This is a genomic window from Bacteroides sp. HPS0048, assembly GCF_964240755.1.
Classification (GTDB): Bacteria; Bacteroidota; Bacteroidia; order Bacteroidales; family Bacteroidaceae; genus Bacteroides; species Bacteroides nordii.
Map to the genome: position 1 here is coordinate 135,667 of NZ_CAXSVC010000002.1, position 14,166 is coordinate 149,832.

General features: G+C 52.3%; 17 protein-coding genes and 1 pseudogene. 4 read left to right on the plus strand and 14 right to left on the minus strand.

The window, feature by feature from the left end:
• Positions 1-2: 2 nt before the first annotated feature.
• From traK to ACESQI_RS01925, 10 genes are all read right to left on the minus strand, one after another.
• Positions 3-626, minus strand: coding sequence for a conjugative transposon protein TraK (gene traK, locus ACESQI_RS01880; RefSeq protein WP_004308925.1), 624 nt, complete (start codon positions 624-626; stop codon positions 3-5).
• A gap of 31 nt (positions 627-657) precedes the next feature.
• On the minus strand, positions 658-1,662 hold the full coding sequence (gene traJ / locus ACESQI_RS01885) for a conjugative transposon protein TraJ (RefSeq protein ID WP_005809199.1): 1,005 nt from the start codon (positions 1,660-1,662) through the stop codon (positions 658-660).
• Between the two features lie 3 nt (positions 1,663-1,665).
• Positions 1,666-2,295 carry a DUF4141 domain-containing protein gene (locus ACESQI_RS01890; protein WP_005809201.1) on the minus strand — a complete coding sequence of 210 codons (630 nt, stop codon included), beginning with the start codon at positions 2,293-2,295 and terminating at the stop codon, positions 1,666-1,668.
• A gap of 26 nt (positions 2,296-2,321) precedes the next feature.
• Positions 2,322-2,705: a DUF3876 domain-containing protein gene (locus tag ACESQI_RS01895; RefSeq protein WP_005809203.1), complete on the minus strand. Its 384-nt coding sequence runs from the start codon at positions 2,703-2,705 to the stop codon at positions 2,322-2,324.
• Positions 2,706-2,738: 33 nt separating this feature from the next.
• Positions 2,739-5,240, minus strand: coding sequence for a TraG family conjugative transposon ATPase (locus tag ACESQI_RS01900; RefSeq protein WP_005809205.1), 2,502 nt, complete (start codon positions 5,238-5,240; stop codon positions 2,739-2,741).
• Positions 5,237-5,569 (minus strand): DUF4133 domain-containing protein, encoded by a 333-nt coding sequence (locus tag ACESQI_RS01905; RefSeq protein WP_005809208.1) that lies wholly within the window; start codon positions 5,567-5,569, stop codon positions 5,237-5,239. The genes ACESQI_RS01900 and ACESQI_RS01905 overlap by 4 nt, the downstream gene beginning before the upstream one ends.
• 10 nt (positions 5,570-5,579) lie before the next feature.
• Positions 5,580-5,891, minus strand: a complete 312-nt coding sequence (locus tag ACESQI_RS01910) for a DUF4134 domain-containing protein (protein ID WP_005809211.1) — start codon at positions 5,889-5,891, stop codon at positions 5,580-5,582.
• A gap of 200 nt (positions 5,892-6,091) precedes the next feature.
• The gene (locus tag ACESQI_RS01915) at positions 6,092-6,808 is read right to left on the minus strand and encodes a hypothetical protein (RefSeq protein WP_005809212.1); all 717 of its coding nucleotides are present in this window, start codon (positions 6,806-6,808) and stop codon (positions 6,092-6,094) included.
• Positions 6,805-7,086: a DUF3408 domain-containing protein gene (locus ACESQI_RS01920; protein WP_255419346.1), complete on the minus strand. Its 282-nt coding sequence runs from the start codon at positions 7,084-7,086 to the stop codon at positions 6,805-6,807. Before ACESQI_RS01920 ends, ACESQI_RS01915 begins: the two co-directional genes overlap by 4 nt.
• On the minus strand, positions 7,067-7,420 hold the full coding sequence (locus tag ACESQI_RS01925; RefSeq protein ID WP_005809216.1) for a DUF3408 domain-containing protein: 354 nt from the start codon (positions 7,418-7,420) through the stop codon (positions 7,067-7,069). Before ACESQI_RS01925 ends, ACESQI_RS01920 begins: the two co-directional genes overlap by 20 nt.
• A gap of 216 nt (positions 7,421-7,636) precedes the next feature.
• On the opposite strand from ACESQI_RS01925, the pseudogene ACESQI_RS01930 reads away from it, so the two are divergent.
• A pseudogene (locus ACESQI_RS01930) lies at positions 7,637-7,744 on the plus strand (IS110 family transposase); the annotation flags it as partial.
• A 2-nt stretch (positions 7,745-7,746) separates the two neighbouring features.
• Here the strand turns inward: ACESQI_RS01930 and ACESQI_RS01935 are convergent.
• The 3 genes from ACESQI_RS01935 to ACESQI_RS01945 all read right to left on the minus strand — a co-directional run bounded on the left by ACESQI_RS01935 (position 7,747) and on the right by ACESQI_RS01945 (position 9,239).
• Positions 7,747-8,187, minus strand: a complete 441-nt coding sequence (locus ACESQI_RS01935) for a DUF3408 domain-containing protein (protein ID WP_032538179.1) — start codon at positions 8,185-8,187, stop codon at positions 7,747-7,749.
• Between the two features lie 2 nt (positions 8,188-8,189).
• Positions 8,190-8,951 (minus strand): ParA family protein, encoded by a 762-nt coding sequence (locus ACESQI_RS01940; protein WP_005809222.1) that lies wholly within the window; start codon positions 8,949-8,951, stop codon positions 8,190-8,192.
• A gap of 84 nt (positions 8,952-9,035) precedes the next feature.
• On the minus strand, positions 9,036-9,239 hold the full coding sequence (locus ACESQI_RS01945; protein ID WP_032538122.1) for a hypothetical protein: 204 nt from the start codon (positions 9,237-9,239) through the stop codon (positions 9,036-9,038).
• 421 nt (positions 9,240-9,660) lie between these two features.
• Here ACESQI_RS01945 and mobA point away from each other — a divergent pair, with 421 nt between their 5' ends.
• Genes mobA through mobC form a run of 3 tightly spaced genes read left to right on the plus strand, consistent with a single transcriptional unit; the run spans position 9,661 to position 13,360 of the window.
• Entirely contained in the window at positions 9,661-10,089 is a 429-nt protein-coding gene (mobA, locus tag ACESQI_RS01950) for a conjugal transfer protein MobA (RefSeq protein ID WP_005809224.1), read from the plus strand.
• Positions 10,068-11,318, plus strand: a complete 1,251-nt coding sequence (gene mobB, locus ACESQI_RS01955) for a conjugal transfer protein MobB (protein WP_005809226.1) — start codon at positions 10,068-10,070, stop codon at positions 11,316-11,318. The genes mobA and mobB overlap by 22 nt, the downstream gene beginning before the upstream one ends.
• Positions 11,319-11,350: 32 nt before the next feature.
• Positions 11,351-13,360, plus strand: a complete 2,010-nt coding sequence (gene mobC, locus ACESQI_RS01960) for a conjugal transfer protein MobC (protein WP_005809229.1) — start codon at positions 11,351-11,353, stop codon at positions 13,358-13,360.
• An 81-nt stretch (positions 13,361-13,441) separates the two neighbouring features.
• Here the strand turns inward: mobC and ACESQI_RS01965 are convergent, their stop codons facing one another.
• Positions 13,442-14,047, minus strand: coding sequence for an RteC domain-containing protein (locus ACESQI_RS01965; RefSeq protein WP_005809231.1), 606 nt, complete (start codon positions 14,045-14,047; stop codon positions 13,442-13,444).
• Between the last annotated feature and the right edge of the window lie 119 nt (positions 14,048-14,166).

A 14,166-nucleotide genomic window follows, 5' to 3' on the forward strand; every position in this document is an offset into this window, starting at 1 on the left:
GTTTACCTTTTGATGGTTTGTAAATCCTTGTTCTCGATGATGGTGAATCCCTCGATGGTGAAACCGTTGGGATTGTCGTCCGAACGGGACGAGTTCAAGAGGCGGCACGTGGTCACGAGGCTGCGCTCGGTGACGTTGCTTTGCCGGATGATCTTCTGTGTGGCGTAGGTCACGGCACGGTAGGGATAGCCGTTGAAGTCGCATACCACGCTGTCCACCTTCAGCACCTGATTGATGTTTCCGGCGATGATGCGGTTGTAGTATCCCTTCTCGGCGAAGTCCGAATAGTAGTTGTACACGCTTTTGTCTGCCAGCAGCAGGGCGCGTTTCACGTTATGCTCTATCGCGCTCTTTTCGGGTGAGAGTGTGAAGAAAAGCTCGTGGAAGCGGCGCACGTGTTCCCTTGCCTCCGCCGGACGATTCTGCGACAAGTCCTGCGAGAGAGCCAGCATCAGCGACTTGCCGTTGTCCAGCACGTAAATCTTTTCCCGTTGCCGTTCCGCAAAGCGGTAGGAACTCCACACGCTCCATACCGTTATCACGGCGCACAGCGAGAGGAAGACGATACCGAACAGGCGTATCTGCCTGAACGATGATTCGATGTTTTTAAGTGACTTAAATTCCATTGTTATTTATTCGTTTTTAATTGTCAGTTGATTATTTCAGCAGTTTCCCGGCACGTCCGACCACGTTTCCTGCGGTTGCACCCGCCACGCTGCCCGCCATGCTTCCGGCTCGTCCTGCCGTCTGGTTCACGTTGCGACCGTAGCTTCCCATGCCTCCGGCTTGGATAATCCAGCCTGCTACCGTGGGGATGGTGAAATAGCCGATGATTCCTATGATCATGAAGACGATATACACACCGTCGCTCGAATCCAGCGAGAAGTTCGGGTCAGCCTGCATGCGCTCGATGTCGCTTTGCAGCATCAGCACCTGAATCTTCGCCAGTATGGTGCTGAACATATCCGACACGGGCAGCCACAGATAAACCTGTATGTAGCGGCATATCCACTGTGTGAGTGTACTTTGAAAGCCGTCCCATACCGATATGGCGAAGGCTATCGGACCGAGTATCGCCAGCACCACGAGAAAAAAGGTGCGGATGGTGTCTATCACGAGGGCGGCGGCTTGGAACATCAGTTCCAGTATCTCGCGGAAGAAATCGCGGATGCCTTTCTTCATGTTGTACATCCCACGTTCGATATACATTCCCGCCATCGTTACCATGTCGCCGGGCGACCAGCCCAGTTCCTCCAGCTGTTTGTCAAACTCCTCGTTTGACACAAGGTAGGCGGTTTCGGGGTTGCGCATCATCGCCTCGTATTCCAGTTTGTCTTTCTGCTCACGGTACTGGTTCATGTCCAGCGTTTCCGCCTCCAGCATCTTTGCCGTGCCCTGCACAACGGGCGACATGATACTGTTTATCGTGCCTAATACCACCGTCGGGAAGAACATGATGCACAAGCCTATCGCAAAGGGGCGGAGCATGGGGAACACGTCTATCGGTTCGGCTCTCGCCAGCGACTGCCACACCCGGTAGGCGACGTAGAACAGCGCACCCAGCCCGGCGATGCCTTTCGCCACGCCCGCCATGTCCCCGCATAGCGGCATCATCTGCTCGTAGAGCGAGCGCAGAATCTGGTGAAGGTTGTCGAAATTCATAGGCTACCAGTATCTTTCGTTCATGTTCCCGTACAGCCCCATGATGCGGTCGAGGTCGTTCTTCTTCTTCGCCCGCAGGTAGCTCACGCTGATGTTCTTGTTGGTGTAGTAGCTCACGAGGTTGCGGTAATGCTTCATCTTGGAGTAGCAGCGTTCCACCACATCCATGCGCTCCTTGTCCGTCATGGAGAGCGTGGTGATGTTCACCACGTTCCTCAGCTCCGTCAGCACGTCGTTGGATTCCTCCAACAGCTTGGTGTAGCCAAAGGCGATGGCTCCCAGTTCCTCCACCGTGAAGTTGTCGTCACGCATCATCCTCTGGAAGCTGGTCACATAGGTGTCGGTGATGTCACCCACCATCAGGATGGTCTGCTGCACCTTCCGGGCGTCCTTTACCAGATTGTTCACGGATTTGAGTGCGTCGTAATACTTCTTGCCCTGCTCGTAAATCTTCACCGTCTCTTGAAAATTTTTTATCATATTCTGGGCGGTCGTGGAAGTGTGTACCACGTTCTTGGAAGTGTTCACGATGCTCTGCGCGATGTTGGACGGGTCTATCACCGCCCACTGTGCGCTTGCCCTGCCGACTGCAAACAGGCACAGGCAGATAATAAATGTTATTCTTGTTCTCATGTTACTTTGGATTTTAGTGGTTATCGTTATTGCTCGCTTATCGGATGGTCCGGTTTCGGATTCACACGCACGTAGTCCCCGTTCGGCGAGAAGGTCAGGATGTCCGTCGCTTCGTTGTAGGACACGTCGATACGGAAGCCGGTGTTCATGAACAGGTTGCCGTTCTCCTCCTGCAAGAGATAGGTTTCCGGCTTTAGTTTGCGGCGGATGCCGCTCCGCTTGAATACCGTCACCTTATAGGCTTCGCCCTCCTTGTAGATAAGCACGTCGGGCTTGCCTTCCACACTTTCCCAGTTCCCGCAAAGCAGATCACGGCGATTGTCCGCTACATCGCAGGATTGCAGCATCATGACCGCCAGCCCGATTAAACACTTGCTGACTTGCAGCATTTTCGTTCTTGATATACTCATACGCATTTTCTTTTTTAGTTGATGAATCTGTTTTTACTTATTCCTTCGTCTTTCGGCAAGCTGCCGGATGGCGGCTTCGATGTCGCCGCCCAGCTGCTCCGCCAGACGGTAAACCTCCACCTTCTCCGTTTCTTCAGTGGTGTACGCCAGATACTCTTCAGCACTAACTTCGGTGGCATAGACCGCCGACTGCGTGCCGCCCAGTCCGATCCAGACTTCCTTGTAGAGCCTTGACGGGTTGTTCGCCATGTTGATGGAGAGTATCTGCGACTTCTCCTTCTCCGTCAGCCCCAACAGGGACTGTATGGCATCAAACTTGTTCATGTACTTCCGCTGGTCGAGGAGTATCTTGCAGTCGGAATTATTGATGATGCTCTCCTTGACGACGGGCGAGGAAATGATGTCGTCCACCTCCTGCGTCACCACGATTGCCTCCCCGTAATACTTGCGCACGGTCTTGTACATATAGCGCAGGTACTCAGCCATGTTCGCCGAAGAGAGAGCCTTCCAAGCCTCTTCCACTATCAGCTGTTTGCGCACGCCTTTCAGACGGCGCATCTTGTTGATGAAGGCTTCCATGATGATGATTGTTACCACAGGGAAAAGTTCGCGATTTTCCTTAATACTGTCAATTTCGAAGACAATGAACCGCTTGCCGAGCAGGTCGATGTTCTCCGTGGAGTTGAGCAGGAAGTCGTAGCGTCCTCCCCGGTAATACTGCCGCATGGTGGTGAGCATATTGTCGATGTTGAAATCGGACTTCTCCACCTTTATCTCACGTTCTGCCAGTTCGCGGCGGTAGTCGTCACGCATATACTCGTAGAAGGTGTTGAACGAGGGGATGATGCTCCTGTCAGCCCTGATACACTCGATATAGGCGTTCACCGCACTGCCCAGTTCGCCGCTCTCCGTCTTCGTCACTTTGTCGTCCTCCGACTTCCAGAGCGTCAGCAGCAATGTCTTGATACTGTCCTTCTTCTCCACGTCGAACACGTAATCATCGGTGTAGAACGGGTTGAACGAAATCGGTTTCTCCTCCGTGTAGGTGAAGTACACGCCGTCCGCCCCGTTTGTTTTGCGCCGGATCATCTCGCACAAGCCCTGATAGGAGTTTCCCGTGTCCACCAGCACTACGTGCGTACCCTGCTCGTAGTATTGCCTCACGAGGTGGTTCATAAAGAAGGATTTGCCGCTGCCCGAAGGACCTAATACGAACTTGTTGCGGTTGGTGGTGATGCCCCGCTTCATCGGCAGGTCAGAGATGTCGAGGTGCAGCGGCTTTCCCGTTAGCCTGTCCACCATCTTGATACCGAAGGGCGATAGCGAACTGCGGTAGTTAGTTTCCTCCGTAAAGAGGCACACAGCCTGCTCGATGAAGGTGTGGAAACTCTCTTCCGCCGGGAAGTCCGCCGCGTTGCCGGGCATCGCCGCCCAGTAGAGCGTCGGGCAGTCGATGGTGTTGTGGCGCGGCACGCACTCCATGCTCGCCAGCTGGCTGCCCACGTCGTTCTTGATATGTTTCAGTTCCTCCGTGTCATCGCTCCACGCCATGACGTTGAAGTGCGCCCGTACCGATGTCAGCCCGTAGGAATGGGCTTCGTTCAGGTACTGGTCTATCCACTCGCGGTTGATGCTGTTGCTCCGGCTGTATCGGGATAGCGACTGCATATTCCTCGCGGACTTCTCGAACTTCTGTAAATTTTCCTCGCTGTTGTCGATAATCACATACTGGTTGTAGATGTGGTTGCAGGAGAGCAGCAGCCCCACGGGTGAGGCGAAGGAGAGACGGCAGTCCGAGCGGTCGGTGGAGAGTTTCTCGTAGCGGATGTCGGTAGCCACCTTTCCGGGCATATCCTCCGCGTCGGAGAGGGTGTGCAGGCACAGGCGGTTGTCGCCGATGCGCATTTCCTTTGCCGAGAGGTCGATGTCCTGCAAGGTCGTGTCGCCTTCAGGCATGAGCGAGAAGTAACGCTCTATCAGCCCGGCGGACTTCTCCGTCCCGACAATCTCATCGATGGAGAGGCGGCGGAGTCTCACGAAGCCGCTGTCGTTCATGATGCGCTCGAACTGTTCAGCGGCCTCCATGAACTTCCCGGCGGTTTCCTTGTCCAGCTCCTTCGGGATGATATGCCCACGGCACAGCGTGCTGAAATTGCTCTGCATCCGGTTACGCTCCTTTGTCGTCTTGGTCAGGTAGAGGTAGCAGGAGTGTTTCAGGTACGGACGCTCGTTGAAGTGTCGTTCAAATGAACGGCTCAAGAAACTCATGTCGTCTTTCTGTAACTCCGGCTTGTAGCGTTCCTTGATGAACCAGTCCTGCTTATGCACGACGCAGAAGTCCGGCAGTACCTTGATAGCCTTGCACCAGCAGCCGTGTATCGCCTCGTACTCCGCGCCCGTCACGGTATAAAGCTCCGGCAGTTCCACCTCAAAAGCCACCGTGATGTCGGCGTCTTTGGAAATGATGCAGCCATGTTCCACAGCCAGCAGGGGGAACTTGTTTTCCAGTGTTGTCATTTTGGATGTATTTCTCATGTCGTTTCTTCCTTTCGTTGCCGTTTGAATAATCGGGTGATCCGCCGCCGGTTGATAAGGTATCGGGGATGGCTCCTTATAGCTCCTAATTTCATAAGCCCGTGTTCGCCGTACCGGGCGTTCAGCGCGAAGGTCTGCCATACGAGGACGGAAGACGATGCCGCGCCGAAGCCGATACATATCCACTGGTCGATGCCGACCATATAGAGGATGACGAACAGGATGAAGAGTGCCAGCAGGCCTCCGCAGAAGATGAAGAGGTACTGAGCCTTTAGACCCTTGAACTCGACCGGACGACCGATACCCTTGTTTATCGGGTATTCAGCCATACATTGTTTATTAAAGGAAGAATGAGCGCAGGATAGTCGCAGCTACAATTAAAAAAATACATGCGCCGAACCACGAGGCTGCGGTTTTCGAGGTATCCGGGTCGCCGGATGAAAACTTGCCATAGACTTTTACGCCTCCGATAAGACCGACCACCGCGCCGATGGCATAGATAAGTTTCGTGCCGGGGTCAAAATACGAACTCACCATAGAGGTGGCTTCGTTGATGCCTGCGATGCCGTTTCCCTGCGCAAATGCGGAGGCGGTTGCGGCAATCATAAGTGCCGCAGAGATGATGAACTTTTGTCTGATGTTCTTATTCATAAACTGTTCTTTTTGTGCCGTCCAAAGGGTGGATAGTCCTTTTTCGGGCGGTTGATACTTGATTACTTTACTTTGGTTTAGTGGTTGCCCGTTTGTTTCCACGGACTTGGGTGTGTCCGTTGCGGGTTGGCTGTACCTTGTACTGCCGTGCGCATGGTGTGATGCCGTCTTACGTTTTCATTTCCACTCTTTTTTAGCCGTTATACATAGTCCCGGATATTGAACTCGTCAATGTTGTCGGGTACGGTAAATTCCTTTTTCGGCTTCTTCAGCCGGACTTCGATAAGCCCCTTGATACGGATGCTCAGTTCCGTCGAGCCGGACATCAGTTTCTCGTACAGTTCCGTTCCTTCCATATCGGAGAAGACCTTTGCCGCACGTTCCCGTTCTGCCGTTGTCGCTTCCGGGTTCTTGGCTGCCCTGACCGCATCGTCTATCTCGTCAAAACTGCTTCCCGTAGCTCTCGGTGTGTCGGGCGTTCCGTCCTCCGGTTCATCCTCCCCGAACTCCAGTTCCGAAGGCGGGATGCTCGTGAAGGTTTCATCGAGTTTTTCCTCCGGGACTTGTGCCGGGTGGGACACGGTTTCCGTGTTTCCATCGTCAAAAGTAGCCTCTTCCTCCGACAGCTCAATGCCTTTTTTCGAAGTGGCGGCTTCTTGCGTCAGTATGGCAGCGGTTGTCCGGGTTGATGCCATCTTGAAATGGCTCCTGCCGATGATGTCCGATGTTTCTCCGGGAGGTGTTTCCCGTGCCGTTTCCTGCTTCACCTCCGTGCCGCCCAATGACCGCCAAAACCCGGCAATGCCTTTAAGGAAGCGGACGAATCTCGTTTCCATGATGCGGTCGTAGAGCAGCAGGAACAGGAACCACAGGTTGCAGCCGACCGATACGGTCAGGAGAATGTCAGTCATGTTCATAATTCTACTCTGGGGACTGCGTTTAACATACGGTTCAGTTCGTCACGGTGTGTACGGAGAAACTCGCTTACCACGTTCTCAGTGAAGTCGGCCATTGTGACTTCACCATCACCCAGCCAGCGGACAATCATGGCAACCTTGTCATGGGTCTCTTTGCTGATGGACACTTGTTTCCCTTCCCTTGCCTTGAAACCTGATTTTTTCAGGAAGGCACGATAATCATTCTTTTTTCTTCTCATTTCTTTTTCTTTTTGATGATTAAAATACTGCGTCGTAATTCCGGGCGTAAAGGCTCTTTATCGCCTCTTCGCACTGGTTGAAGTGGTGTGTAAGCACATGGTCGATGTAGGCGGACAGCGAAAGCCTGTCATGCCCGATTACACGGGTTATGCGCATGATGCGGTCGTGATACTCCGGGCGCACGTATGCCATCTTCCCCTCGCGTGCCTTTACTTCGGGTTCACGGATGAAAAGCCGTTCATAGTCCTTTTCTCTGCATTTGCCGCCTACCGGCACGGGCGACAGGATTTCCACACTCGCCTGCACTTGGGCAAGCAAACCTCCGCCGTCATGGTGCGGACTTCTGTTTTTCTGATTCTTTTCCTGATTCATATCCATTGTATATTATTTACTCTTTATACTTTTGCATAAACATTCAACATCAAAGTGTGGAATAAGACCGAGTATCCATTAGTCAAAAAGACCGTAGAATATGTTCTGCCCCCACACTTTTACATCAGAAACCGGATAGTTCAATGGGCTTTTGACCCCGCATTCGCAATGGTGGTTCAAGATGTATAGATGTTGTCTCAATAAATTGTTAAGACTATGACCTACGTTGGAATTGATGTCAGTAAGGCTACTTTCGTCGTGGCTTATTCTTCTGCCAAGAACAGTAAGACCAAGACTTTCAAGAACACGACCAAAGGTGTTCATATTCAAATTAAGTCTTCACGTTGTTTCTTGTACAGTTCGTTTATTTTCTCCTTGTGCTGTTCCAGATGTTGGCGCAGCACGGTGTCCACGTAGCCGCCTACCGAGATTTCCCGTCCGGCGATGTCATTCACGATTTTAAGAATCTTGCTGTGTACGTCCCGGCTGATATAGACGCACTGGCGTGTCTTTATCTCGTTGCGGCGGAGGAACAGACCGGAATAGTCGTCCTCTTGCCGTTTGCGGCGGGCGATGTCTTTCTGCACCTTCTCCCTTGACGGGGATGCCGTGGGCGGTGGTTCCGTTTCCGGGACGCTCTCTTCTTCGGGGGCAGGCACGGGCGGCTCCTGTGCGCGGTACAGAGTCCCGTCCTGCTTGCGCCTGCCGATGGAGGCTATCAACAGTTCCTCGTCAATGCCTTCGGTGTTCACTTTCCTGCTGCCCATGCTCATTGAGGTTTGATGATACGGCTGATTTCTTCCGAGAACTCACGGATACCGCTCCCTTTCAGAAGGGACACATCCATCGGGAAGATGGTAGAGCGGAATACGCTCTTGCGCTCTTCCGAGAGGTCACGCCGGAACTTCTTGCTGTCGGGCAGGCGGGTGGACAACACCGACAACCCCATTTCGGCAATCACATCTTCATACAGGTCGTACAGCCCGTTCTTCTCCCTGCCGTCCACCATCGTCCAGAACAGGTACAGCCCTTTTGTTTTCGCCTGCCCCGTCGTCATGAGGTTGTCACGGAACATCACGGCGAATTGCAGGGTGCTTTCCACGACAAAGCGGTCGGCACTCATGGGCGCGAAGATGTAATCCATCTGTGAGAGGGTCTTTACCACACCGTTGCTTTTCAGCGTTCCCGGCATATCGAAGAACACGATGTCCGGTTTCGCATCTTCTTCGGCAAGCATCCTTTCGGCATCGTCAAGGGCGTTGAGGGCGTCGCTTGCAATGACCGGATAGGCGTTCTTTTTTATTTTGCGGAAGTGGTCACACGCGAGTGCCTTGAAATAGAGGCTCTCGTCGATAAGTTTCGTTTCACGTTCACGCAGTCCGTGGATGCTGTGTTGCGGGGCGTCGCAATCTATGACGGCGACATTGTGACCTTGCACGTTGTGGAGGTAGCTGGCGGCAAGAGCCGTGACGGTCGATTTTCCAATACCTCCCTTTTGTGTTGCGAATGCAACGAAGATTTCATTACTCATGGTTCTATTGCTTTTAATGGTTGATAAATTGTTTTCCTGTTCCTGTACGGAAGCGGTGACATACATATCCGCGTCCGTGAATCATTATCCGGGCGGTCCGTCACGTATCCGCTTCAATGGCGAAGCCGGGATTCGGATAACCGGTGAATGACGGCATTGCGTCATGAAGTCATTGAATCCGTGAATCACCACGTCACTGGAAAACCGGGTATCCGACGGTTCGGATATTCGGTTTGGCAAATATCCGCCGAAGCGGTTTGCCGGGTATCTGAAAGTTCCTTTTTCCATATCTTCAAATCGTTCGTTTCTTGAATCATGCTGCAAATAAACAAGGATATTTTTGAATCTGTATCACTTCTCCGGCAAGTGGCAGCACGTTGCGCCGGTTGGCACTGATTGTCCGGGTCAAGCCTCTGTCCGATACCGCGTTAAGGGCGTAACTTTGCACCCGAACGGCAGGGTTCGCCGCAGGTGGCGCAGCCCGGGGTTTGAAAGGCATTCCCCCAATCCGTCCCCGACGGATTTTTATGTTCACCTGAACATAGCAAGGTATGTTTTCAGCCGCTCAAAATATTTTGAGCAGCCACGAAAACGCCTTGCCCTTGCAGGGGGGCGGGCTTACCCTCCGAAGTCGGGAAGCCTCTCAAACCTGCGGTGCTGTGCCTCGAAGCGGCGGCTTATGCCGTCAAACCGCTAAATCCAAAGTAATATGAGTGAAAAAAGAAGAAACAAAGGCGGGAGAAATCCCAAACTCGATCCGGCGGTGTTCCGCTACACCGTCCGTTTCAGCGAGGAGGAACACAACCGTTTCCTCTCCATGTTCGAGAAGTCGGGCGTTTACGCCAAGTCGGTCTTCCTGAAAGCGCACTTCTTCGGGCAGCCGTTCAAAGTGCTGAAAGTGGACAAGACGCTGGTGGATTACTACACCAAACTGTCCGATTTTCATGCGCAGTTCCGCGCGATAGGCACGAACTACAACCAAGTCGTGAAGGAACTGAGGCTGCATTTTTCCGAGAAAAAGGCGATGGCGTTGCTCTACAAGCTGGAGCAACAGACCGTCGAACTCGTGAAACTGAGCCGCCGGATTGTGGAACTTTCAAGAGAGATGCAGGAAAAATGGTCGCAAAAATCAGTGTAGGAAACTCGTTGTACGGCGCACTTGCCTACAACGGGGAAAAGATCAACGAGGCGAAAGGGCGGCTTCTGACAACCAACCGCATCTACAATGACGGTTCGGGGACGGTGGATATCCACCGGGCTATGGAGGACTTTCTCGCTCTGATGCCCGTGCGGTCGAAGGTGAAGAAACCGGTGGTGCATATCTCGCTCAATCCGCATCCCGACGATATTTTGACGGACACAGAACTTCAGGACATCGCACGGGAGTATCTGGAGAAGATGGGGTTCGGCAACCAGCCGTATCTCGTTTTCAAGCATGAGGACATCGACCGCCACCATCTGCATATTGTGACGGTCAGGGTGGACGAGGAAGGCAGGAGCATAGACACCCGGAATAACTTTTACCGGAGCAAGCAGATAACACGCGAACTGGAACGGAAATACGGGCTGCACGACGCGGAACGCAAGAACCGCCGTCTTGATACGCCGCTGCGCAAAGTGGACGCTTCTGCGGGCGACGTGAAGAAGCAGGCGGGGAATCTGATTAGAGAACTGAACCGCAGATACAAGTTTCAGACGATGGGCGAATACCGCGCCCTTCTTTCCTTATATAATATGACGGTGGAGGAAGCGCATGGCAATGTGCGCGGACGTGAGTATCACGGGCTGGTCTATTCCGTCACGGACGATAAGGGTAACAAGGTCGGTAATCCTTTCAAGTCCTCACTGTTCGGGAAGTCCGTCGGCTATGAAGCCGTACAGAAGAAGTTTGCCCGTTCCAAGCAGGAGATTAAGGACAGGAAACTTGCTGACATGACGAAACGCACCGTCTTTTCCGTGCTGGAAGGCACGTATGACAAGGAGAAGTTTGTTGCCACGCTCAAAAGGAAGGGCATCGACACCGTGCTACGCTACACGGAGGAAGGGCGCATCTATGGAGCCACGTTCATCGACCACCGCACGGGCTGCGTGTTAAACGGCTCACGCATGGGCAAGGAACTTTCTGCCAACGCCTTGCAGGAACACTTCACGCTGCCTTATGCCGGACAGCCGCCGATTCCGCTCTCCGTTCCGGTGGAGGAACTGGAGAACAGGCAAGGATATTCCGGAGGGGAATACGAAAGCCATTCCAGCGGCATGAACCTGTTTGCCCCCGAAGGTCCGGCAGTGGACGCTGAAGAGGAAGCCTTCATCCGGGCGATGCAGCGCAAGAAGAAAAAGAAGAAGCGCAAGGGCTTGGGAATGTAATCAAGAGTATCAACAGTCAAAAAAATCAATGTATGTCACAACAAGAAGACGATTTGAGGGCATTGGCGAAAATCATGGATTTTCTGCGTGCCGTGAGTATTATTTTAGTGGTCATGAACGTGTACTGGTTCTGCTACGAAGCAATCCGGCTTTGGGGGGTGGACATCGGTGTGGTGGACAGAATACTGATGAACTTCAACCGCACGGCGGGGCTGTTCCGTTCCATCCTGTACACGAAACTGTTTGCCGTTCTCCTGCTTGCCCTGTCCTGTCTGGGGACAAAGGGCGTGAAGGGTGAGAAAATCACTTGGGAACGAATCTGGACAGCCCTTGCCGTTGGCTTTGTGTTGTTCTTCCTCAACTGGTGGATACTGGCTTTGCCGCTCCCGATAGAGGCGGTGACGGGACTGTATATTCTGACCATCGGCGCAGGTTATGTCTGCCTGCTGATGGGCGGTCTGTGGATGAGCCGCCTGTTGAAGCACAACCTCATGGACGATGTATTCAACAACGAGAACGAGAGTTTCATGCAGGAAACACGGCTCATAGAAAGTGAGTATTCGGTCAATCTTCCGACACGGTTTTACTACAAAAAGCGTTGGAACAACGGCTGGATCAATGTCGTGAATCCCTTTAGGGCTTCTATCGTGTTGGGTACGCCGGGCAGTGGAAAATCATACGCTGTGGTAAATAATTTCATCAAGCAGCAGATTGAAAAGGGCTTCTCGATGTATGTGTACGACTTCAAATTCAGCGACTTGTCCACGATAGCCTACAATCATCTGCTGAACCACCCGGAGGGCTACAAGGTGAAACCGAAGTTTTATGTGATAAACTTCGATGACCCGCGACGCTCACACCGTTGCAATCCTATCCACCCGGACTTCATGGAGGATATTACAGACGCTTACGAGAGTGCGTACACGATTATGCTCAATCTCAATAAAACGTGGGTGCAGAAGCAGGGTGACTTCTTCGTGGAATCACCTATTATCTTGTTTGCCAGTATTATATGGTATCTCAAAATCTATAAGGGTGGTAAGTATTGCACGTTTCCCCATGCCATTGAGTTCCTGAACCGCCGTTACGAGGATATTTTCCCGATTCTTTCTTCATATCCCGAACTTGAAAACTACCTCTCACCATTCATGGATGCTTGGCTCGGTGGGGCGGCTGAGCAGCTTCAAGGGCAGATAGCATCGGCGAAAATTCCGCTCTCGCGCATGATTTCCCCGCAACTCTATTGGGTAATGTCGGACAGCGAGTTTACGCTGGATATCAACAATCCCGAAGAGCCGAAAATCCTGTGCGTGGGTAACAATCCCGACCGTCAGAATATTTATGGTGCGGCTCTCGGTCTGTATAACTCCCGTATCGTAAAGCTCATCAACAAGAAGGGGATGCTGAAGTCGTCGGTCATTATAGATGAACTACCGACGATATATTTCAAGGGGCTGGACAACCTTATTGCCACCGCACGAAGCAACAAGGTTGCCGTGTGTCTGGGCTTTCAGGATTTCAGCCAGTTGGTGCGCGACTATGGCGATAAGGAAGCTAAAGTCGTGATGAACACCGTCGGTAATATCTTCTCCGGGCAGGTGGTGGGTGAAACCGCCAAGACGCTATCCGAACGCTTCGGAAAGGTCTTGCAGAAACGGCAGTCCATTTCCATCAACCGGCAGGACGTTTCCACCTCTATCAATACGCAGATGGACGCGCTTATCCCGCCCAGCAAGATTTCCGGCTTGACGCAGGGAATGTTTGTCGGTTCTGTGTCCGATAACTTCAACGAGCGCATTGAACAGAAGATTTTTCACTGCGAGATTGTCGTGGATGCAGAGAAGGTGAAACGCGAGGAAAAAGCCTACAAGAAGATACCCGTCATTACCGACTTCACGGACGAGGATGGCAACGACCACATGAAGGAAACGGTGCAGGCGAATTACAGGCGCATCAAGGAGGAAGTCAAGCAGATTGTTCAGGAGGAACTGGAGCGGATTGCCAACGACGACAATCTGAAACACCTGTTACAGCAGAAATAACCGGGCTGACGTGAGGCAATGAAAGCGGGCGGAACAAAGTATCAAACTTGCTCCGCCCGTTATTCTTTAGGGATTCTTAGTCTATCTTCTCATACGCTCCATCTCTTCGTCACGGAGCATCTTCTCGTTCAGTTTTTCCTGCATTTTGTCAAGGAAGTAGGTGCGGCTCTCGTTCTTCCGGCGTTTGATGTCGATGTAGAAACGGTAGCAGTCCTTTGATTCCACGCCGAATATTTTGTACAAGAGCGGGGCGAGCTGTTTGAGCGGCATATTGCCGTTGTTGATGCAGCCCATCACGTCTATGCCGTAGATAAGTTCCACGAGGTCGATGGCATTGCCCGTCCATTGAAGAAGGCTGGCGGTGGTTTCTGTTGCGTTGTTGGCGGATATTAGTGGTGGCACTTGGGGCGTGGCAAGGAATTTCTGCATCTTTCTTACGAAAGACAGAGCCTTGCTGACGTAGGCGGCAATCTCTCTTTTTTCTTCTGACAGATTACGTACGGGATGGTGCTGCAACTCGATTTCGATGTAGGCAAGCGCGATGACGGTAAGGTTCATGTCCATGCCGCCGTTGCACAGTTCGATCACTTGGGTGGCGAAAGCCGTGTATGCCGTTTCCATATTGCAGTCGCCGGCTTCGTTTATCAGGCGGAAAAAGTCGGTTTCCGCCAGCAAGAAATAATTCATGGTTCTGTCAATTTTGAAAATTACACTTTGTTTTCTGCGTGCGCACATGAATATAATTGGCAAAAAACGCGGCAGAAAATAAAAAATCCAACACTCAATTTTACAAAGTGCTGGATTTC

What these genes read in the sequence shown, in the direction of transcription:
- traK (WP_004308925.1), bottom strand. Translation starts at nt 626, where the DNA reads ATGGAATTTAAGTCACTTAAAAACATCGAATCATCGTTCAGGCAGATA.
- traJ (WP_005809199.1), bottom strand. Translation starts at nt 1,662, where the DNA reads ATGAATTTCGACAACCTTCACCAGATTCTGCGCTCGCTCTACGAGCAG.
- ACESQI_RS01890 (WP_005809201.1), bottom strand. Translation starts at nt 2,295, where the DNA reads ATGAGAACAAGAATAACATTTATTATCTGCCTGTGCCTGTTTGCAGTC.
- ACESQI_RS01895 (WP_005809203.1), bottom strand. Translation starts at nt 2,705, where the DNA reads ATGAGTATATCAAGAACGAAAATGCTGCAAGTCAGCAAGTGTTTAATC.
- ACESQI_RS01900 (WP_005809205.1), bottom strand. Translation starts at nt 5,240, where the DNA reads ATGAGAAATACATCCAAAATGACAACACTGGAAAACAAGTTCCCCCTG.
- ACESQI_RS01905 (WP_005809208.1), bottom strand. Translation starts at nt 5,569, where the DNA reads ATGGCTGAATACCCGATAAACAAGGGTATCGGTCGTCCGGTCGAGTTC.
- ACESQI_RS01910 (WP_005809211.1), bottom strand. Translation starts at nt 5,891, where the DNA reads ATGAATAAGAACATCAGACAAAAGTTCATCATCTCTGCGGCACTTATG.
- ACESQI_RS01915 (WP_005809212.1), bottom strand. Translation starts at nt 6,808, where the DNA reads ATGAACATGACTGACATTCTCCTGACCGTATCGGTCGGCTGCAACCTG.
- ACESQI_RS01925 (WP_005809216.1), bottom strand. Translation starts at nt 7,420, where the DNA reads ATGAATCAGGAAAAGAATCAGAAAAACAGAAGTCCGCACCATGACGGC.
- ACESQI_RS01935 (WP_032538179.1), bottom strand. Translation starts at nt 8,187, where the DNA reads ATGGGCAGCAGGAAAGTGAACACCGAAGGCATTGACGAGGAACTGTTG.
- ACESQI_RS01940 (WP_005809222.1), bottom strand. Translation starts at nt 8,951, where the DNA reads ATGAGTAATGAAATCTTCGTTGCATTCGCAACACAAAAGGGAGGTATT.
- ACESQI_RS01945 (WP_032538122.1), bottom strand. Translation starts at nt 9,239, where the DNA reads ATGGAAAAAGGAACTTTCAGATACCCGGCAAACCGCTTCGGCGGATAT.
- mobA (WP_005809224.1), top strand. Translation starts at nt 9,661, where the DNA reads ATGAGTGAAAAAAGAAGAAACAAAGGCGGGAGAAATCCCAAACTCGAT.
- mobB (WP_005809226.1), top strand. Translation starts at nt 10,068, where the DNA reads ATGGTCGCAAAAATCAGTGTAGGAAACTCGTTGTACGGCGCACTTGCC.
- mobC (WP_005809229.1), top strand. Translation starts at nt 11,351, where the DNA reads ATGTCACAACAAGAAGACGATTTGAGGGCATTGGCGAAAATCATGGAT.
- ACESQI_RS01965 (WP_005809231.1), bottom strand. Translation starts at nt 14,047, where the DNA reads ATGAATTATTTCTTGCTGGCGGAAACCGACTTTTTCCGCCTGATAAAC.